The sequence below is a fragment of the Pseudoduganella sp. R-34 genome (assembly GCF_049904655.1).
GTDB lineage: Bacteria > Pseudomonadota > Gammaproteobacteria > Burkholderiales > Burkholderiaceae_D > Rugamonas.
Genome location: NZ_CP184572.1, coordinates 5,057,434 through 5,077,873, shown reverse-complemented (window position 1 = coordinate 5,077,873; position 20,440 = coordinate 5,057,434). Strand labels below are relative to the sequence as shown.

Sequence of the window (20,440 nt, the reverse complement as noted above, 5' to 3'; positions counted from 1 at the left end):
GCTGGACGACGAAGACAAGCCCGGCGTTGAGCTAAATATCGGCATGAACGCGCTATAAATTGGCTTGACGGACATTCAGATGCCCCGCCGGAGATGAAGTTCTGATATCGTGTTTATGAGTCAGTGAAGACACGAGTGCTTTCCCTTCAAGGAGTCCTGCTTGTTCACCAGCCCTAACCTTATTCTCGCCACTGCATTGCTGTTCCCCATTGCAGCACATGCCATACCAAATACTGCCGACACCCGCCTGCTCAGCGAGCCGGCAATTTCCAAAGACCACATTGCGTTTATTTATGCCGGCGATGTTTGGCTGGCCGGCCAGGATGGCCGGGATGCCCGGCGCTTGACTTCGGATTTGGGAGAGAAATCGAATCCGTTCTTTTCGCCCGATGGCAAGTCGATTGCCTACAGCGCGAATATCGATGGCAATATCGATGTATTTATCCTGCCGATTTCAGGCGGCATTCCGCGCCGCCTGACCTGGCATCCGGGCCAGGATCTCGTGCAAGGCTTTACGCCCGACGGCGCGCAGGTTTTATTCACCTCTCCACGCGTGGCGTCGAATAACCGCTATCGCAACCTGTTCACGGTGCCGGTGGGTGGTGGTGTTGAAACCCGGCTGGAAATCCCGAATGCCGCGCGTGCGACTTTCTCGCCGGATGGCCGGAAAATCGCCTATAACCCGACTTCGCCGGCTTTCCTGCAATGGAAGCGTTATCGCGGCGGTTTGAATTCGATTATCTGGCTGTTCAATCGCGACACGCAAGCTGTCGAACGTATTCCACAACCGCCAAGCCGGGTGAATGATGTCGATCCAATGTGGGTTGGCGATCAGGTTTATTTCCGCTCTGATCGCGATGGCGAGTTTAATCTGTATGTGTACGACACCCGCAGCAAGGCCATTAAGCAGTTGACCCGTCATTCGGATTTTCCTGTGCTGAATGCGGCTTTATCCGGCGGACAGATTCTGTACGAACAAGCCGGTTACCTTCATATGCTCAACCTTGATACCGGCGCGACTGTTGGCAGGAGGCTGGCGATTGGCGTCAGTGCCGACCTGGGACTGTCGCGTGAGCGCTGGGTGCGCGGGGCAAAATATATTCGCAATTCGTCACTATCGCCATCGGGGGCGCGCGTGGCGTTCGAGTTCCGCGGCGATATCGTTACACTCCCGGCAGAGAAGGGGGATATTCGTCACCTGACGCAAACGCCTGGCGCCCATGAACGCGGCCCAGCCTGGTCGCCGGACGGCCGGCAAGTCGCCTACTTCTCCGATGAAAGCGGTGAATACGCCTTGCATGTCAGGCAACAGGACGGCAAGGGCGAATTGCGCAAGTTCAAGCTGAACGGTTCCGGATTCTTTGAACGTGCAGCGTGGTCGCCGGACAGCAAGAAAATCGCTTTCATCGACAACTCCTGGACGCTGTACTACATCGACCTGGCGACTGGTGTGCAAAAGAAAGTGGCCACCGAGCCAATGTACGGTATCGACAAGTCGCTGCGTGGCGTCTGGTCGCCGGACTCGCGCTTTATCGCTTATACGCTCAATTCGCTGAGCTATACGCGCACGGCGTATATCTACGCCCTGGACGAGGATAAATCGCATGCGGTGACAGATGGCCTGTCCGACGTCGCCAATCCGGTCTTTGATCGCAACGGCAAATACCTTTACTTCTTCGCATCCACCGACGCGGGACCGAGCAACAACTGGTTCTCGCTGCAGAACCAGGACAACCGCCCAACTCGCTCGCTCTGGCTGATGGTGCTGCGTAATGATGTCCCGTCGCCACTGGTGCGCGAAAGCGATGAGGAGAAAGGGGCGCCAACTGCACCCCCTGCGCCAAAGGAGCCGCCCAAGGAAGGCGCCGCCGGCGACAAGAGCGAGGAACGCGTAGTGGCCGATACCTCGACCAGCCGCGGTGCGGACGCCAAAGCGAAAGCCGCCGCTGCCACGGCCAAGCCGCCTGTGCCGATGCGCATCGACTGGGATGGCATATCGACCCGCGTGATCGACATGCCGCCGCCGGTTTCGCCATACTTCGACCTGGAGGCAGGTGCGGAAGGCCAGATCTTCTTCCTGCGCGAGGTGGACGGCAAACGCCAGGTCCAGCGCTTCGACCTGAAAGACCGCAAGACCGAAACCATCGTCGCCGACGCGGATGACTTTGAAATCAGCGCTGACGGCAAGAAGATCGCCTGGCGCCTGAAGGAGCAGTGGAATACCGGCTCCGCCACCGGCAAGCTGCTGTCGCCCTCGGAAGGCAAGCTGCGTGTGGAAGCCATCGAAACCAGGGCCGATCCGCGCGTGGAGTGGAAGCAGATCTACGACGAAGTCTGGCGCATCAATCGCGACTATTTCTACGACCCGCACATGCATGGCGTGAACTGGAAAGCGATGCGCGATAAATATGCCCAGTTCCTGCCCGACGTCGCTACGCGCAGTGACCTGAATCGCGTGATCCAGTGGCTGTGCAGCGAGCTGGCGGTTGGCCACCATCGCGGTGGTGGTGGTGACAACTTCATCGATGTCAAGCCGGTGCCGGGCGGCTTGCTGGGCGCCGATTATGAGGTCGCCAACGGCCACTATCGCTTCAAGAAAATCTACGGCGGCCTGAACTGGAACCCGACGCTGCGTGCGCCATTGACCGAACCAGGGCTGAATGTGAAAGCGGGCGAATACCTGCTGGCCGTCGACGGACGTTCGCTGACGCCGCCGACCAACCTGTACAGCGCGTTCGAAAATACCGCCAACCGCTCGATTGAAATCACGGTCGGGCCGAACGCGGATGGCAAGGGCGCGCGCCATATCACGGTGGTGCCGGTGGCGAGCGAAGATGCGCTGCGCAACCGCGACTGGGTGGAAGGGAATATCCGCAAAGTCGACGCTGCAACCGGCGGGCGCGTCGCCTATGTCTACGTGCCGAATACAGCGGGGCTGGGGCATACCTATTTCAAGCGCTATTTCTACCCGCAAGCCTACAAGGACGCGATCATCATCGATGAACGCTTCAATGGCGGCGGCAGCCTGGCCGACTACTATATCGAGCTGCTGCAAAAGCAGGAGATCGCCTGGTGGGCCATGCGATATGGCGCGGATATGAAGACGCCTTCCGCCTCGATCCAGGGGCCGCGGGCGATGCTGATCGATGAAACCGCAGGCTCGGGCGGCGACTTGCTGCCGTGGATGTTCCGCAAGAATAAGCTTGGTCCGCTGATTGGCAAGCGGACCTGGGGCGGCCTGGTTGGCATTCTTGGTTTCCCGGTGCTGCTGGATGGCGGCACGATCACGGCGCCGAACCTGGCTTTCTGGACCCGCGAAGGTGGTTGGGGTGTCGAGAACGAGGGCGTGCCGCCGGATATTGAAGTAGACCAGAATCCGGCGGATGTGATTGCGGGCCGCGACCCGCAGCTGGAGAAGGCGATTGAGGTGATCAAGGCCGAACTGGCGAAGTCGCCGCCAAGCCGACCGGCGCGTCCGGCCTATCCGGACAAGAGCCGCTAGCTCAAGCTGCAGCCAGCCTTGCCACCGCTTCGGCAAATGCAGGGCGGGTTCCAGGTGCCGGGCGCAGGCAATCAATTGCCAGTGACCGCACGTGAGGCAGTTCTTCTTCGCAGCGCTCGAGCAGTTCTTCCAGCAGATAGCCGAAGGCCCGCACTTCCAGGCGCTCCAGCGCAGATGCGAGCGCGGTGCCTGGTTCGAAGCGCGAGGCCCCGCCGAAATCGCCCAGCACTGCATTCCCTTTGCCGCAGTTCAGTACATTGTGCGCATAAAGGTCGCCATGCATGATGCCCCGCGCATGCAGGTGCGCGGCGGCAGAGGCAATGCCGCGTGCGATGCCCAGCAGGGCTTCTGTGCTGAAAAACTGGCCCTCGGCATAAACGTCCCGGGTGCAGCTTGCAAAGCTTGGCGGGCCGGCCAGGTTGCGCAAGCCGGGGTCGACCAGGGGCATGACCAGGGCGGGCAGCTGTGAGGGATGATCGGGGATCGTGCCGAGTACGGGGATCAGGTTGGGGTGCGTGCCGGCGCCAATGCAGGCGGCCATTTCCTGCGTTGGCAAGCCATCGCTGGTCATGGCCCCTTTGTACACTTTGACCGCCACCTGCTTGCCATCGAGCGTGGCCTGGTGGATCACGCCGGACGCGCCTTCGCCCAGCTTGTCCTGGATTTGCAGCGCGTTCCAGGAAATGCTGGCCGCAGGCGGCAATGGCGCCTCGCTGAAAGGGTTGCCGGCGAAAGCCAGCCAGGCAAGCCGCGGCATCGAGGTCAGCCAGGCTGGCAGTTGCGGAAGACGGTTGGCCGAAATGCGCAGCAGTTCCAACTTGCTGCAATTTGCCAGCGCCGGAGGCAATGCGCGCAAGCGGTTCCCCGATAACATCAGCTTTTGCATGTCGGTGCAGCGGCCAAGTTCGGCAGGAAGCTGTTCGATGCAGTTGTCGGTCAGGATCAGCCAGCGCAGCCGGGCGGGCAGGGCGGCAGCGGGCACGCTCGCAATGCGGTTCGCCTTGAAACCGATCATGGTCAGCGAAGCGCAGCGGCCCAGCACTGGCGGCAGTTCCGTGAACTGGTTTTCGGAACAGAAGATGATGCGCAGGCGATGCAGGCGTGGAAGATCGTCCGGCAGGGAGGACAGGGCGTTGCCGGTAAGGTCCAGGATCTCCAGCGTGTCGGCCAGGCCGAAGATCTCGCGTGGGAATTCAGTCAGGCCGCAGTGCAACTGCAGCCGCACTGCGCCGGCCAGCTCGCCGGAGCGCAGTTGTTGAAGCGTTTGCATCGATTTACATGAAGAGTTTTGGCGGGCGCAGTATAGCTTGCGGCTAGCTTTCCTCGTCCAGCATTTTCTGGATCTCGGCGCGCTCCTTGGGCGAGACGTGGCCGCCGCGCAGGGCCGCCATCACCAGGGCCTTGCCGGAACCGGCGAAAGCCTTGTGGATCAAGTCCTTCAGCAAGGAAGTCTGGATCGAGTCTTGCTGCTCTACAGGCGAATAGATATGGGCGCGCTGGCTTTCGTCGCGGTTCAGCAAACCCTTGGTGTGCATCACTTGCAGCAGGCGAAGCACGGTCGCGTACTGCATATCTGGCCGCGTCTGCATGGCCGCCTCATGCACTTGCCGCGCGGTCGCCGGACCTAGTGCAAACAAAAGGCGCAGCATTTCCAGTTCGCTAGGAGTAGGTTTCGGCAAGGCCATGATAGATCCAGGAAGAGCGTTGATGGATCTAGAATAAATGATCTAGACAGAAAAGTCTACACCCGCAAACTGCTGGCCTCGTGTCACACCTTGGGGTCACACCCCAAACGTGACACGGGCTCAAGCGTCGCGCAGTCGAGCCCGTGTCACACTTCGGGTGTGACCCCAAGGTGTGACACGGGCTGGGCTGTACTACCACTTCATCTCGCCTTTGGCGACTTTGGCGCTCAGTTGCAGGGCGCTTTCGAGGCCGGCTTGCGGGTAGGCGGACTTCATTGCTGCGATCAGGGCTGCGCTGTCTGCGGCGGCCGGGGTGGCGGCTTCGAAGCGGCCCAGGTAGTCGGCGGTGTAGCTGATGGCGTCCGGGGTGAGGGCGGCGCCGGGGGCGAAGTGGCCGGGCACCACAGTGACCGGCTTCAGCTTGGCCATGTCGTCGAGTACCGACAGCCATTGGGCGCGCGATTCGGGTGTCTGGGTGTCGGCAACCCAGACGTGCAGGCCTTTGAACAGCACCACGCCGCCGACCACGGCTTTGATCGATGGAATCCACACATAGCTACGGTCGCCCTGGCCTTTGATTTCCAGCTTCTTGCCTTCGAGCTCGATATCGCCTTGCAGCAGTTCCGGCATCACTACGCCACTTGGGGCGTTGGCGCCGAGGATCGGGCCCCAGTAGGCCACTTTGGCTTGCCCTTTCTTTTCCATGGCAGCGATGGTGGTGCCGCGTGCCACGATGCGGGCTGTCGGGAAGGCTGCTTTCAGTACGTCCAGGCCGAAGTAGAAGTCCGGGTCGCCGTGGCTCACATAAATAGTCGTCAGGCGCTTGCCGCTGGCCTTGATCTGGGCGGCGAGCTTTTCGGCCTCGGCGCGCGAGAACTGGGCGTCGACCAGCACGGCGTCTTTTTCGCCTTTCACCAGCACGGAGGCAACCGGGAAGATGGCGGCTTCGCCGGGATTGAAGACTTCCAGTGTCAGCGGGGCAGCAATGGCGCCGGCGGTGCTTGCTGCGAGGGCGGCTGCGGCGAGGGTGTGCTTGATCATGTCTGAATTCCTTTCGGTGAGTAGATGACGCCAGTGTAGGACGCTGGAGATGTTCGAAAAATAGGTTATATTGAAACTGTTTATTGCTTAAATCGCTCATATGGACCGTATTGCCTCTGCCAACGTCTTTGTCACCATTGCCGAACGCGGCAGCCTGGCCGCTGCGGCTGAAGCACTGGATATGTCGCGCGCCATGGTGACGCGCTACCTGGCGGAAATGGAGGAGTGGGCGGGGGCACGCCTGCTGCACCGGACTACGCGCCGCCTGGGGCTGACTGCGGCGGGGGAGGTGACGCTGGCGCGTTGCCGCGAATTGCTGGCGCTGGCCGGGGCGATTCCGGCTGCGGGCGATGCCGGAGCTGGCGCGCCGCGCGGCTTGCTGCGCGTGGCCTGCGCGCAGTTCCTGGCGCAGACGGCGCTGGCCGATGCGCTGGCGGGCTTCCTGCGCCGCTACCCTCAGGTGACTGTGGACCTGCAGGTCGATAACCGTGCCGTCAACCTGGTCGAGCAGCGCATCGACCTTGCCATCCGGATCACCAATGCGCTGGAGCCGAACCAGATCGCGCGCAAGCTTGGTGAATGCCGTTCGATGCTGGCTGCGGCGCCGGCCTACCTGGCGGAGCGTGGCACGCCCGCCGACCCGCAGGACCTGGCGCGGCATAACTGCCTGGCCTATAGCTACTTTGGCAAGAGCGTGTGGACCCTGGCCGGCGCCGGCGCGGCAGTGGTGGAGGTGCCGGTCGGCGGCAACCTGTCGTCGAACGAATCGATGGCGCTGCTGGCGGCGGCCGGGCAGGGTGCCGGCATCGCCATGCAGCCGCGCTTTGTGGTCATGCCGGAAGTGGCGGCGGGCCGGCTGGTGGAGGTCTTGCCGGATTGGCAACCGCAGGCGCTGGGAATACATGCCATTTACACATCGCGCCAGCACATGCCGCCTGCGCTGCGGGCCTTGCTGGACTACCTGGCCGACTGGTTCGCCCGGCACGGATCGGAGTTTTAGTTGTTTCAGTTCAATGACAGTGCTATGCTAGGCGACCGTTTTTGGAAAATCTGGAAACAACAGAGCCCTTCCCCCACAACTTGATGTGCAATCCGCTAACCGGTCAGGCCGTGTCGCGGAAGGTTTGAACAACCCGCTAATTCCTCGCGAAGCGCGAAGAAAGGTGAGCAAAGAAATGATGCAACAACAGACGTCCAATTCCTACCTGTTTGGTGGGAACGCGCCGTACGTAGAAGAACTGTACGAGGCGTACCTCGAAAATCCTGGCTCCGTGCCAGACAACTGGCGCCAGTACTTCGACGCCATGCAGAACGTGCCGGCAGTCGACGGCAGCGCCAAGCCAGACGTCGTTCACTCGTCCGTCATCGCCTCCTTCGCCGAACGCGCGAAAGCAGGTCCGATCCGCACCATCGTCGCTTCGTCCGACGCCGAAATGGGCCGCAAGCGCGTGGCCGCCACCCAGCTGATCGCAGCCTACCGCTACCTGGGCTCTCGCTGGGCAAACCTGGACCCGCTGCAGCGCCAGGAACGTCCGAGCATCCCTGAACTGGAGCCATCGTTCTACGGTTTCACCGATGCCGACCAGGACACCGTCTTCAACATCAGCAACACCTACTTCGGCCCAGAGACCGCGACCCTGCGCGACCTGACCAACCTGCTGAAGGACACCTACACCCGCTCCGTCGGCGCGGAATACATGTACATCTCCGACCCGGCCGAAAAGCGCTGGCTGCAGGAGCGCCTGGAGTCGATCCGTTCGACCCCGAACTTCACCGCCGAAAAGAAAAAGCACATCCTGGAGCGCCTGACCGCCGCTGAAGGCCTGGAGCGCTACCTCCACACCAAGTACGTCGGCCAGAAGCGTTTCTCGCTGGAAGGCGGCGAGACCTTCATCGCTTCGATCGATGAAATCATCCAGCGCGCCGGCGAAAAAGGCGTGCAGGAAATCGTGATCGGCATGGCCCACCGCGGCCGCCTGAACGTGCTGGTGAACACCCTGGGCAAGGCGCCTAAGGACCTGTTCGAAGAATTCGAAGGCAAGCACGCCGACGACCTGCCAGCCGGCGACGTGAAATACCACCAGGGCTTCTCGTCCGACATCTCCACCGCAGGCGGCCCTGTGCACCTGTCGCTGGCGTTTAACCCTTCCCACCTGGAAATCGTCAACCCGGTGGTTGAAGGTTCCGTGAAGGCCCGCATGGACCGCCGCGGCGACGCGCACGGCGCGCAGGTGCTGCCGATCCTGGTGCACGGCGACGCGGCATTCGCCGGCCAGGGCGTTGTGATGGAAACCCTGAACCTGGCGCAGACCCGCGGCTACGGCACCGGCGGCACCGTGCACATCGTGATCAACAACCAGATCGGCTTCACCACTTCCGATCCGCGCGATGCACGTTCCACCATCTACTGCTCCGACGTCGTGAAGATGATCGAAGCGCCTGTGCTGCACGTGAATGCCGACGATCCTGAAGCCGTGGTACTTGCTTCCCAGATCGCCCTGGACTACCGCCTGCAGTTCAAGAAAGACATCGTTGTCGACATCATTTGCTACCGCAAACTGGGCCATAACGAGCAGGATACCCCGGCGCTGACCCAGCCGCTGATGTACAAGAAGATCGCCAAGCACCCAGGCACCCGCAAGCTGTACGCGGACAAGCTGATTACCCAGGGCGTGATCCCGGCCGACGGCGGCGACGCCATGGTGGCCGCTTACCGCGCTGCGATGGACCAGGGCAAGCACACCATCGATCCGGTGATCTCCAACTTCAAGAACAAGTACGCCGTTGACTGGCTGCCGTTCCTGAACCGCAAGTGGACCGACGCGGCCGATACCGCCGTGCCGATGACTGAGCTGAAGCGCCTGGCGACCGCCATCACCACCGTGCCTGAATCGTTCAAGGTGCACTCGCTGGTCGAGAAAGTGCTGGCTGACCGCGCTGCCATGGGCAAGGGCGAGATGAACCTGGACTGGGGCATGGGCGAACACCTGGCCTTCGCGTCCCTGGTTTCCTCCGGCTACGCAGTGCGCCTGACCGGCCAGGACGCCGGCCGCGGCACCTTCACCCACCGTCACGCCGTGCTGCACGACCAGAACCGCGAGCGTTGGGATGCCGGTACCTACATTCCGCTGCAGAACATCGCAGAAGGCCAGGCACCGTTCACCGTGATCGACTCCGTGCTGTCCGAAGAGGCAGTGCTGGGCTTCGAATACGGCTACTCGACCGCCGAGCCTAACACCCTGACCATCTGGGAAGCCCAGTTCGGTGACTTCGTCAACGGTGCCCAGGTTGTGATCGACCAGTTCATCAGCTCCGGCGAAGTGAAGTGGGGCCGCGCTTCCGGCCTGGTCATGATGCTGCCGCACGGCTACGAAGGCCAGGGCCCAGAACACTCGTCGTGCCGCCCAGAGCGTTTCCTGCAGCTGTGCGCTGACAACAATATGCAAGTTGTGCAGCCGACCACCGCATCGCAGATCTTCCACGTGCTGCGCCGCCAGATGGTGCGCCAGTTCCGCAAGCCGCTGGTGATCCTGACTCCTAAGTCGCTGCTGCGTAACAAGGATGCAGGTTCCCCGCTGGAGCAACTGGCCAAGGGCGCGTTCCAGACCGTGATCGGCGAAGTGGACGAGTCCATCGACGCCAAGAAGGTCAAGCGCGTGATCGCCTGCTCCGGCAAGGTGTATTACGACATCGTGAACACCCGCAAGACCCGCGGCGTGACCGATACCGCCATCGTGCGTATCGAGCAGCTGTACCCATTCCCGCACAAGGCATTCGCTGCTGAACTGAAGAAGTTCCCGAACCTGACCGAAGTGGTGTGGGCGCAGGACGAGCCGCAGAACCAGGGTCCTTGGTTCCAGATCCAGCACAACATCTTCGAGGCCATGGAATCGGGCCAGAAGCTGGCATACGCCGGCCGTCCTGCTTCCGCTTCGCCTGCCGTGGGTTACTACGACAAGCACTACGCGCAGCAGAAAGACCTGCTGGAAACCGCGTTCTCGAAGCTGAAGGGCTTCATCCTGACCAAGTAATTCACGCATTAGCGGGTGAGCCGCCCGCGTCAAGCGGGCGGCGCGAAAAACACACAAAATTCGGAGTAAAAAACAAATGGCACAAATCGAAGTCAAAGTTCCTCAACTGTCGGAATCCGTCGCTGAAGCGACCCTGCTGTCCTGGCACAAGAAAGTCGGCGAGGCAGTGGCCCGCGACGAAAACATGATCGACATCGAGACCGACAAGGTTGTCCTGGAACTGCCAGCACCAGCCGCAGGCGTGGTTGTGCAAGTGATCAAGGCCGACGGCGCCACCGTGGTTGCCGGCGAAGTGATCGCCATCATCGATACCGAAGCCTCTGCCGGCGCGACCCCATCGGCTCCTGCCGCCGCCGCTCCTGCCGCCCCAGCCGCTGCCGCTGCCGCCGACAAGTCCGGCGTTGCCATGCCAGCCGCTGCCAAGATCCTTTCCGAAGCCGGCATCGCCGCTTCCGACGTTGCCGGTTCCGGCAAGGACGGCCGCGTGACCAAGGGCGACGCCCTGGCCGCTGCCGCTGCACCGAAGCCAGCCGCTCCAGCACCGCTGGCGCCAGCCGCTCCTAAAGCGCAACTGCAGAAGGTTGCTGCTCCAGCCGTTGCCAACCTGGGCGACCGTCCGGAAGAGCGCGTGCCAATGAGCCGCCTGCGTGCACGTATCGCCGAGCGCCTGGTTGAGTCCCAGTCCACCAACGCGATCCTGACCACCTTCAATGAAGTGGACATGAAGCCGGTCATGGACCTGCGCAACAAGTACAAGGACAAGTTCGAGAAAGAACACGGCGTGAAGCTGGGCTTCATGTCCTTCTTCGTGAAGGCCGCTGTGCACGCACTGAAGAAGTACCCGATCCTGAACGCTTCGGTTGACGGCAACGACATCGTCTACCACGGCTACTTCGACATCGGTATCGCCGTGGGTTCCCCGCGCGGCCTGGTGGTGCCTATCCTGCGCAACGCAGACCAGATGAGCATCGCCGAGATCGAGAAAAAGATCGGCGAGTTCGGCGCGAAAGCCAAGGAAGGCAAGCTGACCCTGGAAGACCTGACCGGCGGCACCTTCTCCATCTCGAACGGCGGTACCTTCGGCTCCATGCTGTCGACCCCGATCATCAACCCGCCACAATCCGCAATCCTGGGCGTGCACGCCACCAAGGACCGCGCTGTTGTCGTTGACGGCCAGATCGTGATTCGCCCGATGAACTACCTGGCGATGTCCTACGACCACCGTATCATCGACGGCCGCGAAGCTGTCCTGGGCCTGGTGGCAATGAAGGAAGCGCTGGAAGATCCTGCGCGCCTGCTGCTGGACCTGTAAAACCGGTAAAGCGGCGGGGACTGGCCCTAGGTCCAGCCCCCGTCCCTCACTGCAAGTCAGCGACTGTTACCGGCTGGTGTCTGACCCTGCGGGTCTGACACCGGTTTAGAAAACACGAAGGGAGTCACATGAGCGTCTCCGAAGAACTGAAGCGCCTGCACGAACTGCACCAGGCCGGTGCCCTGAGCGATGAAGAATTCGCCCGTGCCAAGGAAAAGCTGCTGCAAAGCGGCGGTACCAGCCAGCAGCCCGGCGGCGATTTCGCCACCGAAGTGGGCAAGCTGCGCCGCTCCACCACCGACCGCTGGCTAGGCGGCGTGTGCGGCGGCATCGCCAAACAATCCGGCATCGAGTCCTGGATCTGGCGCCTGATCTTCGTCCTGGTCGCAACATGCCTCGGCTTCGGCGGGCTGATTTACATCCTTATGTGGATTTTCGTCCCCACGGACGACCAATGATTTGGGAAAAGACATGAGCAACAAACAATTTGACGTAGTAGTTATCGGCGCCGGTCCTGGCGGTTACATCGCGGCCATCCGCGCAGCGCAGCTGGGCTTCTCCGTAGCCTGTATCGACGAGTGGAGCAACGACGCCGGCAAGCCAGCCCCAGGCGGCACCTGCACCAACGTAGGCTGCATTCCATCCAAAGCGCTGCTGCAATCGTCCGAGCACTTCGAACACGCATCGCACGGCTTCAAAGAGCACGGCATCAATGTGGAAGGCCTGTCCTTCGACGTGGCCCAGATGCTGAAGCGCAAGAACACCGTGGTCAAGCAAAACAACGACGGCATCCTGTTCCTGTTCAAGAAGAACAAGGTGACCTTCTTCCACGGCCGCGGCGCATTCGCCGGCGCCGCTGGTGCCGAAGGCTACCCGATCGCCATCTCCGGTCCTACCACCGAAACCATCACCGGCAAGCAGATCATCGTTGCTACCGGCTCCAACCCGCGTGCACTGCCAGGCGCACCATTCGACGAGAAACTGATCCTGTCGAACACCGGCGCCCTGAACATCGAAACCGTGCCGGCCAAGCTGGGCGTGATCGGTGCCGGCGTGATCGGCCTGGAACTGGGCTCCGTGTGGCGCCGCCTGGGTTCGGAAGTGACCGTGCTGGAAGGCCTGCCGACCTTCCTGGGCGCAGTCGACGAGCAGATCGCCAAGGAAGCACAGAAGCTGCTGACCAAGCAGGGCCTGTCGATCAACCTGTCCTGCAAGATCACCAAGGTCGAAGCCGGCAAGAACAACGTCACCGTTGAATACACCGACGCCAAGGGCGAAGCGCAGAAGGCGACCTTCGACAAGCTGATCGTGTCGATCGGCCGTACCGCCAACACCATCGGCCTGGGCGCCGACAAAGTGGGCCTGGCTGTCGACGAGCGCGGCATGATCACCGTGGACGAAGATTGCAAGACCAACCTGCCGAACGTATGGGCGATCGGCGACGTGGTGCGCGGCCCGATGCTGGCGCACAAGGCGGAAGAAGAAGCGGTTGCCGTGGCTGAGCGCATCGCCGGCCAGCATGGTCACACCAACTTCAACACCCTGCCATCCGTCATCTACACCCATCCGGAAATCGCTTCCGTGGGCAAGACCGAGCAGCAGCTGAAGGCCGAAGGCGTGGCATACAAGGCCGGCACCTTCCCGTTCCTGGCTAACGGCCGCGCACGCGCGCTGGGCGATACCAACGGCATGGTGAAGTTCCTGGCCGATGCAACCACCGACGAGATCCTGGGCGTGCACATCGTGGGTCCAATGGCTTCCGAGCTGATCTCCGAAGCCGTGGTGGCGATGGAGTTCAAGGCTTCGGCCGAAGACATCGCGCGCATCTGCCACGCACACCCATCGCTGTCCGAAGCGACCAAGGAAGCGGCGCTGGCTGTTGATAAGCGTACGCTGAACTTCTAAACCGGAAAACCGGCAAAGCGGTGTCTGACCCGCAGGGTCAGACACCAGGCCTGCAGGTGTCTGACCCTGTGGGTCAGACACCGGTCTACCGGTTTAAGAAAATGAACGTCCAAGAGTTTTACCAGCACGCGCTCACGCAGCGCGACTTCAAAGCCGACGCCGCCCAGCAGCGCGCCGTCGACCGCCTGCAGCAGTGCTACGACGAATGGGTCGCCTACAAGGCCCAGCGCTCGAATTCCTTCAAACGCCTGATCAACCGGCCGACGCCTCCGCGCGGCGTGTACATGTGGGGCGGGGTAGGGCGCGGCAAGTCCTTCCTGATGGATTCGTTCTATTCGGTGATCCCGCTGGTGCGCAAGACGCGCCTGCACTTCCACGAATTCATGCGCGACGTTCACATGCAACTGGACGAACTGCGCGGCGTGGAAGACCCGCTGGACGAAGTGGCAAAACGGATCGCGAAAAAATACCGCCTGATCTGCTTCGATGAATTCCACGTATCGGACGTGGCGGATGCCATGATCCTGTATAACCTGATGAAGGCGTTGTACGACAACGGCGTGTCCTTCATCATGACCTCGAACTACGAGCCGTCCACCCTGTATCCCGACGGCCTGCACCGCGACCGCATCCTGCCCACCATCGCCCTGCTGAAGGAAAAGATGGACGTGCTGAACGTGGATGCGGGCGTCGACTACCGCGGGCGGGCGCTGGAGCAGGTGGATGCCTACTACACGCCGCTCAACGCCAATACCGACCACCAGTTGCGCGAAGCCTTCGCGCGCGTGGCCGAAACTTCCGACGAAGACCCTCGCATCCATGTGGAAGGCCGTGAGCTGAAAGCCTTGCGCCGCGCCGGCACCATCATCTGGTTCGATTTCGCCACGCTGTGCGGCGGCCCGCGCTCGCAGAATGACTATCTGGAAATCGCCAGCCGCTTCCATACCGTGATATTGTCCGGTATTCCGATGATGTCGGCCGGGCAATCGTCCGAAGCGCGCCGCTTCACCTGGCTGATCGACGTGTTCTACGACCAGAAGGTCAAGCTGATCATGTCGGCCGAAGTGGAGCCGGAGGAGCTGTACACGTCCGGTGTGCTGTCCAATGAATTCCACCGCACCGTGTCGCGTATCGTCGAGATGCAATCGCGCGAATATATGGAAAAGGAACAGCGCGGCGCTGCCGAAAAGCTGTCCTGACAAGGAGAATAATTTGAAGAACTGGATCTGGCTGGCCGTGATGCTGCCAAGCGCCGTGCTGGCGCAGGACATCGGCCGTCCGGCAACGACTGGTGCTCCTGGCATCCCGGAAACCCATTCGGTCGAGCAGGCTGACGCGCGCCTGGCGCAAGTGAAGAAGGACCGCGAAGCGGTGGAGGCGGAGTTCAGCGCCAGCGAAGCGCTTTGCTACGACAAGTTCTTCGTCAATGCCTGTATCGACAAAGCCAAGGAACAGCGCCGCTTGCGCCTGGCCGAACTGCGCGCGGTGGAAGTGGAAGCCAATTACTTCAAGCGCCGTAATGCGGTGGAAGCGCGCGACCGAGAACTGGAAGACCGCGCCCAGAAGGATGCCGCGGAAGCGGCCTACAACGCCGCCCATCCCAAGCCGCCAAAAGTCGACCCTGCTTCGAAGCCGGCACCGAAGCCGGCTGCGGTCTCGGTGCAGCAGCGCCAGGCGGAGCATGATGCCCGCGAACAGGCCCGCGTCGCCCAGGAAGCTGCCGACGCGCCGAAACGCGCTGCCAAGGCGGCGCAATTCGAACGCAAGAAAGCCGAGTCGGAGAAGCGGCAGGCGGAAGTCAAGGCCAAGATGGCCGAGAAGGAAGAGAAGAAGCGCCGTGCTGCGGAAGCGCAGAAGGCCGAAGCAGCAAAAGCCGAGGCCGCAGCCAAGGCTGCAGCCTCGAAAAAGCCTTAAACAGCTTTACGCAGCTTCTGCACCGTGTAATTGACCTTTTCCTTTGGCGGGGCCACCAGCTTGATGATCGCCATCGAGCAGTTGTCGCCCTTGCCCTGGGCACGTTCGCGGGCCTTGTTGATCAGCAGTTCCGCCGCTTCGCGCGGCGACTTCTTGGCGATCGCGCTCGCCAGTTCCACATCCGCAAAATACGACCACAGCCCGTCCGAGCAGAGCAGGAATGAGTTGCCTGCCTTCAGGTCGTGCTGTACCCCGAACGTGACAAACGGTTCCCTATGCTTGTTGCCCAGGGCGTTGCTGAGCAGCTTGGCCTGGCGATGCTTGCGCGCCGCTTCTTCCGGCAAGTTTTCCTTCTCCATCAGGTGGGCGACATACTCGGCGTCGCTGGTGCGGGCCAGGCACTCCTTGTTGTCAAAACGATACAGACGCGAGTCGCCAACCACGGCCCAGACGGCCTGGCGCTCCGGCGTCAGCACCATCAGCACCATGCTCGATTGGGGCTCGCTGGCGCCCGTTCGCGGGTCCATGACGAGGATCTGGTGGACATCGTGCGCTATTTCTCGCAGCAATTCCTCCAGACGCCCCAGGTGGACGGTCTCCGACGCCCGGTAATCGTCAAACAATTGTTTGGCCGTATGCAGCACCTGTTCAGCGCCAGTAGCGCCACCACTGATGCCATCGGCCAGCACGGCCAGCACATAGCCGGGTGCTTTCTGCGCTGTAAACAACGCGACACGGTCATTTTGTAGGGGCCGGCTACCGATATGTTGGGCGGTTCCAGCCTCGATCTTGTACGTGCTCATAGGGACTTGACAGCTTCTTTCCAATGACTACCTGAGTTAAACTATGCACAGTATGCAGTTTTGTTGCAAGTATAGCCTGTTGTCCCTACGAAACTGTAAGCAAACGTTAATCGAAATCGTGCAGACTTCCCATTTATGATCAACAAAGAAGAAATCCAGCGTCGCATCGTTGAGCTCGACGTCGAGCACCGCGACCTGGATGCAGTCATTGAAATGTTGACCCTGGATGGTCACCACGATCAACTTCAGTTGCGCCGCCTCAAGAAGCGTAAGCTGCAATTGAAAGACTATATCACCCTGCTGAAAATGCAATTGGTGCCCGACGTACCGGCCTGAGCAGGGCCACTCATTCTTCGAATAACTTGACTGATACACAACAGCCGACCGCCGCTTCCGGCGCGCCGAGCGATCCGGTTTTTCCTCCGGGGGCGCACGACGCCGATATTGAGCGCCTGTTTGGACCCGGCGGCCCCCTCGGCCCGGCGGTGGGTGGCTTTCGTCCACGCAAATCGCAGACCGAGATGGCCAAGGCGATCGCCGATGCCATCGCCAAGCAGCAGACCCTGATCGCCGAAGCCGGTACCGGCACCGGCAAGACCTTTGCCTACCTGGTACCGGCGCTGCTGTGGGGCGGCAAGACCATCGTCTCCACCGGTACCAAGAACCTGCAGGACCAGTTGTTCCTGCGCGATATCCCGACCATTCGCGCCGCGCTGCAGGCACCGGTCTCGGTCGCGCTGCTGAAAGGGCGCTCCAACTACCTGTGCCACTACCACCTGGAACGCACGCTGCAAAACGGCCGCATGACTTCGCGCGAGGACGTTGGCTACCTGCGCGAGATTTCGCGCTTCCTGAAAATGACCAGCACCGGCGACAAGGCCGAACTGGCGCGCGTGCCGGAAAACGCCCTGGTGTGGAACCTGGTGACGTCGACCCGCGAGAATTGCATGGGGCAGGAGTGCCAGTACTACCAGGACTGCTTCGTGATGAAGGCGCGCCGCGAGGCGCAGCAGGCCGACGTGGTGGTAGTCAACCACCACTTGTTCTTCGCCGACGTGGCGCTGAAGGATACCGGTGTGGCCGAACTGCTGCCTTCCGCGAACACCGTGATTTTCGACGAAGCGCACCAGTTGCCCGATACTGCCACGCTGTTCTTCGGCGATAGCGTATCCACCTCGCAGATCCTTGAGCTGTGCCGCGATGTGCTGGCCGAGGGCCTGGCCCATGCGCGCGACGGCGCCGAGTGGGCCAAGGTGGTCACGCCGGTGGAAAAAGCAGCGCGCGACCTGCGCCTGACCTTCTCGCAAGACATCGTGCGCATGTCGCTGCCGCAGATCGCCCCCTCCAGCGATTTCTTCCCGGCGCTGCAGACGCTGAAGGATGAACTGATCGACATGGTGGCCGTGCTGGAAAAGAATGCCGAGCGCGCCGAGACCATAGAACAATGCCGCGTGCGCGGCAACGAGCTGTCGGCCCGCCTGGAAGCCTGGAAGTTCGATCCGAAGGCCAAGGTGGCTGCCGGCGAAGAAGCGGTGTTCTGGGTGGAGGCCTTCCAAAGCTCACTGCAACTGCATAAAACGCCGCTGTCGATCGCGCCGATCTTCAACGGCCAGCGCGAAGGCGTGCCGCGCAGCTGGATTTTCACTTCCGCCACGCTGGCGGTGAAAAACGACTTCACCCACTTCGCCCAGCAACTGGGCCTGGAGAATGAAGTCGCGCGCAACTGGCCAAGCCCGTTCAACTACGAGGAGCAGGGCATCCTGTACGTGCCTCAAGGCTTGCCGGACCCGAATTCGATGGGCTATACCGACGCCGTGCTGGATGCGGCGCTGCCGGTGATCGAGGCGGCCGGCGGCCGCACCTTCCTGCTGTGCACCACGCTGCGCGCCGTCAAGCGCGCCGCCGACCGCCTGCGCGACGAATTCGACAAGCGCGGCCTGAAGTTCCCGCTGTTCGTGCAGGGCGACCGTGGCCGCACCGAACTGCTCGACCAGTTCCGCAAGGCCGGCAACGGCGTACTGATCGGCTCCCAGAGCTTCTGGGAAGGCGTGGACGTGCGCGGCGAAGCGCTGTCGCTGGTGATCATCGACAAGCTGCCATTCGCGCCGCCGGACGATCCTGTGCTGGCCGCCCGCATCGAAGTGATGGAGCGCCAAGGATTGAACGGCTTCATGGGCCACACCCTGCCGGAAGCAATCATCAACCTGAAGCAGGGCGCCGGCCGCCTGATTCGCGACGAAGGCGACCGTGGCGTGCTGATGCTGTGCGACCCGCGCGTGATTTCCAAGCCATATGGCCGCCGCATCTGGCAAAGCCTGCCGCCTTTCAAGCGCACGCGCGAAGCGGCGGACGTCATCGAATTCTTCAAAGGCCATTAACCCCAGGGAGACGTCATGAAACTGACACGCGCGATGTTGGACGAAGCAGCAGGCCAGGGCCTGCTGGACGAAGGCCAGGCAGGGCGGTTGTGGCAGTTCCTGGTGGAGCGTGAACAGCATACGCCCGGCTTCAAGCCGGCGCACATCCTGTACTACCTGGGCGGCCTGATCGCCATTGGCGCCATGTCGCTGTTCATGACGCTGGGCTGGGAGTCGTTTGGCGGCACCGGCCTGCTGTTCATTTCGATTTGCTACATGGTCGCCGCACTGGGAGCGGTCGAGTGGCTGCGCGCCCGCGGCATCATGCTGCCGGCCGGTGTGTTGGCCGCTTTCGCGGTGGTGCTGGTGCCGCTGGCGGTCTACGGCTTGCAGCATATGCTCGGCCTGTGGGCGGACGGCGGCGCCGGCAGCTCATATCGCAACTACCACTACTACATCGACTGGCGCTGGATTCTCATGGAGCTGGCCACGCTGGCTGCCGGCGCCGTGGTGCTGTGGCGCTACCGCATGCCGTTCACCGTGATGCCGCTGGCGGTGACCCTGTGGTACATGAGCATGGACGTGACGGAAATGCTGCTTGGCCATTACAGCCTGTTTTCCCACGAAGGCAAAGTGATTTCGGCGCTATTCGGCATTGCCATGACGCTGCTCGCGCTGTGGATCGACCTGCGCAACCGCAGCGACAAGGACTATGCGTTCTGGCTGTACATCTGGGGCGTGCTGACGTTCTGGGGCGCCCTGTCGTCGATGGATTCGGGCAGCGAATTGGGCAAACTGGTCTACTGCTTGATCAACGTCCTGATGATCGGCATCGGCGCCGCCTTGTCGCGCCGCGTGTTCGCGGTGTTTGGCGGTTTTGGCCTGGCTGGCTACCTGGGCCACCTGTCGTACACCGTTTTCCGCGACAGCTTGCTGTTCCCGGTAGCCCTGACGGCTATCGGCATCGCCATTATCGCCGCCGGCGTGTTCTGGCAGCGGCGGGAAGCCGCGATCGGCGCCAGCCTGCGCCAATGGCTGCCCGGCCCTGTGCGCCTGCTGGTCGAACGCCGGGCGGCATGAATCGCTAGCGCAGTTCCGGCGGCGCCTCGCCGCTCTGCAGCCAGTTGCCGATCGCCCGGTAGACTTGCGAGCGCTGGCCTTGCAGACCGTGCGCGCTTTCGCGGCTGCAGTCACGGCGTGTGCCGGCGAAGACCTGCGGGAAGGCTTCGCTGTCGACTGCGATCAGCGGGAAGAAGCGCGCCTTCGGATAGCTGTCGCGGAAGGGCAGGCAGGCGTCGCGCCGGTGGTGTACGCCGAGCACGGGGCGCTTCAGGTGCGGTGCTTCGGCCCAGGCGTCGGCGCTGCCATTGACCAGCACCACTGCATCCACGGCCGGCAAGCGGTTGGCAAGAAAGGCGGCGGAAAAGGCGCCGTCGCTGCTCCCCATCAGGACAAGGCGCGCCTGCGGGTGGCGCTTGCGCATGAAATCGACGACAGCGGCGACGTCCTGGCCGTGCGCGGATCCCTGACGGCTGGCGATATCCAGTACTTCGTGATCGCTGGCGGTGTCCAGCGCCACCATGGCGCCCACCTGGTCCGCCATCTGGCGCTGTGCGCCGAACAAGGTGTCCGGATCGGCCGGCAGGCTGCCTGGCCATACGCCTTGCAAACCGCGCTGGCCTGAACCGCCTGCGAGGTAAAGCACCACATGGCTGGGGGTGCGCTCGCCTGTCATCTCGAGCACGCGCACGGTGGCGCCTGGCCGCGTGGGAATATCAAGCAGTACTTCGCCTGCCTGCACGGAGCCGTGCAGTGCGATGGCCAGCCAGGCCAGCGTGCGAATCTTCATTTCCGATACCTCCCGCCCTGAGTGACTTTCACGCACCTCGA

General features: G+C 62.1%; 16 protein-coding genes. 11 read left to right on the top strand and 5 right to left on the bottom strand.

Annotation, left to right across the window (positions count from 1 at the left end; genetic code table 11):
• Window positions 1–160: 160 nt before the first annotated feature.
• A complete protein-coding gene (locus ACN9MW_RS23315) occupies window positions 161–3,502 on the top strand; it encodes a S41 family peptidase (protein ID WP_426163176.1) in 3,342 nt (1,113 codons plus the stop codon).
• Between the two features lies 1 nt (window position 3,503).
• Here ACN9MW_RS23315 and ACN9MW_RS23310 read toward each other — a convergent pair whose 3' ends face one another.
• The 3 genes from ACN9MW_RS23310 to ACN9MW_RS23300 all read right to left on the bottom strand — a co-directional run bounded on the left by ACN9MW_RS23310 (window position 3,504) and on the right by ACN9MW_RS23300 (window position 6,228).
• A complete protein-coding gene (locus ACN9MW_RS23310) occupies window positions 3,504–4,772 on the bottom strand; it encodes a leucine-rich repeat-containing protein kinase family protein (protein ID WP_426163173.1) in 1,269 nt (422 codons plus the stop codon).
• Window positions 4,773–4,815: 43 nt separating this feature from the next.
• Window positions 4,816–5,187, bottom strand: a complete 372-nt coding sequence (locus ACN9MW_RS23305) for a BlaI/MecI/CopY family transcriptional regulator (RefSeq protein WP_426163171.1) — start codon at window positions 5,185–5,187, stop codon at window positions 4,816–4,818.
• 192 nt (window positions 5,188–5,379) lie between these two features.
• On the bottom strand, window positions 5,380–6,228 hold the full coding sequence (locus ACN9MW_RS23300; protein ID WP_426163169.1) for an MBL fold metallo-hydrolase: 849 nt from the start codon (window positions 6,226–6,228) through the stop codon (window positions 5,380–5,382).
• Window positions 6,229–6,328: 100 nt separating this feature from the next.
• Between ACN9MW_RS23300 and ACN9MW_RS23295 the strand changes: the two genes are divergently transcribed.
• From ACN9MW_RS23295 to ACN9MW_RS23265, 7 genes are all read left to right on the top strand, one after another.
• Window positions 6,329–7,228, top strand: a complete 900-nt coding sequence (locus ACN9MW_RS23295) for a LysR family transcriptional regulator (RefSeq protein WP_426163167.1) — start codon at window positions 6,329–6,331, stop codon at window positions 7,226–7,228.
• Between the two features lie 175 nt (window positions 7,229–7,403).
• Window positions 7,404–10,259 carry a 2-oxoglutarate dehydrogenase E1 component gene (locus ACN9MW_RS23290; protein ID WP_426163165.1) on the top strand — a complete coding sequence of 952 codons (2,856 nt, stop codon included), beginning with the start codon at window positions 7,404–7,406 and terminating at the stop codon, window positions 10,257–10,259.
• A 76-nt stretch (window positions 10,260–10,335) separates the two neighbouring features.
• Complete coding sequence (odhB, locus tag ACN9MW_RS23285; RefSeq protein WP_426163163.1) at window positions 10,336–11,571, top strand: 2-oxoglutarate dehydrogenase complex dihydrolipoyllysine-residue succinyltransferase; 1,236 nt, start codon at window positions 10,336–10,338, stop codon at window positions 11,569–11,571.
• 128 nt (window positions 11,572–11,699) lie between these two features.
• Complete coding sequence (locus ACN9MW_RS23280) at window positions 11,700–12,029, top strand: PspC domain-containing protein (protein WP_426163161.1); 330 nt, start codon at window positions 11,700–11,702, stop codon at window positions 12,027–12,029.
• A 13-nt stretch (window positions 12,030–12,042) separates the two neighbouring features.
• Window positions 12,043–13,476, top strand: a complete 1,434-nt coding sequence (gene lpdA / locus ACN9MW_RS23275) for a dihydrolipoyl dehydrogenase (RefSeq protein WP_426163159.1) — start codon at window positions 12,043–12,045, stop codon at window positions 13,474–13,476.
• A gap of 101 nt (window positions 13,477–13,577) precedes the next feature.
• Window positions 13,578–14,675: a cell division protein ZapE gene (gene zapE / locus ACN9MW_RS23270; protein WP_426163157.1), complete on the top strand. Its 1,098-nt coding sequence runs from the start codon at window positions 13,578–13,580 to the stop codon at window positions 14,673–14,675.
• 13 nt (window positions 14,676–14,688) lie between these two features.
• Entirely contained in the window at window positions 14,689–15,390 is a 702-nt protein-coding gene (locus tag ACN9MW_RS23265) for a hypothetical protein (RefSeq protein ID WP_426163154.1), read from the top strand.
• Here the strand turns inward: ACN9MW_RS23265 and ACN9MW_RS23260 are convergent.
• Entirely contained in the window at window positions 15,387–16,193 is an 807-nt protein-coding gene (locus ACN9MW_RS23260) for a PP2C family protein-serine/threonine phosphatase (RefSeq protein ID WP_426163152.1), read from the bottom strand. The genes ACN9MW_RS23265 and ACN9MW_RS23260 overlap by 4 nt on opposite strands.
• A gap of 135 nt (window positions 16,194–16,328) precedes the next feature.
• Here ACN9MW_RS23260 and ACN9MW_RS23255 point away from each other — a divergent pair, with 135 nt between their 5' ends.
• From ACN9MW_RS23255 to ACN9MW_RS23245, 3 genes are read left to right on the top strand one after another with little or no spacing between them, the layout of a single operon-like run.
• The gene (locus ACN9MW_RS23255; RefSeq protein WP_055931517.1) at window positions 16,329–16,529 is read left to right on the top strand and encodes a YdcH family protein; all 201 of its coding nucleotides are present in this window, start codon (window positions 16,329–16,331) and stop codon (window positions 16,527–16,529) included.
• Between the two features lie 26 nt (window positions 16,530–16,555).
• Window positions 16,556–18,571, top strand: coding sequence for an ATP-dependent DNA helicase (locus ACN9MW_RS23250; protein ID WP_426163150.1), 2,016 nt, complete (start codon window positions 16,556–16,558; stop codon window positions 18,569–18,571).
• Window positions 18,572–18,586: 15 nt separating this feature from the next.
• The gene (locus ACN9MW_RS23245) at window positions 18,587–19,630 is read left to right on the top strand and encodes a DUF2157 domain-containing protein (RefSeq protein ID WP_426163148.1); all 1,044 of its coding nucleotides are present in this window, start codon (window positions 18,587–18,589) and stop codon (window positions 19,628–19,630) included.
• Between the two features lie 4 nt (window positions 19,631–19,634).
• Here ACN9MW_RS23245 and ACN9MW_RS23240 read toward each other — a convergent pair whose 3' ends face one another.
• Window positions 19,635–20,399: a hypothetical protein gene (locus tag ACN9MW_RS23240; RefSeq protein ID WP_426163146.1), complete on the bottom strand. Its 765-nt coding sequence runs from the start codon at window positions 20,397–20,399 to the stop codon at window positions 19,635–19,637.
• Between the last annotated feature and the right edge of the window lie 41 nt (window positions 20,400–20,440).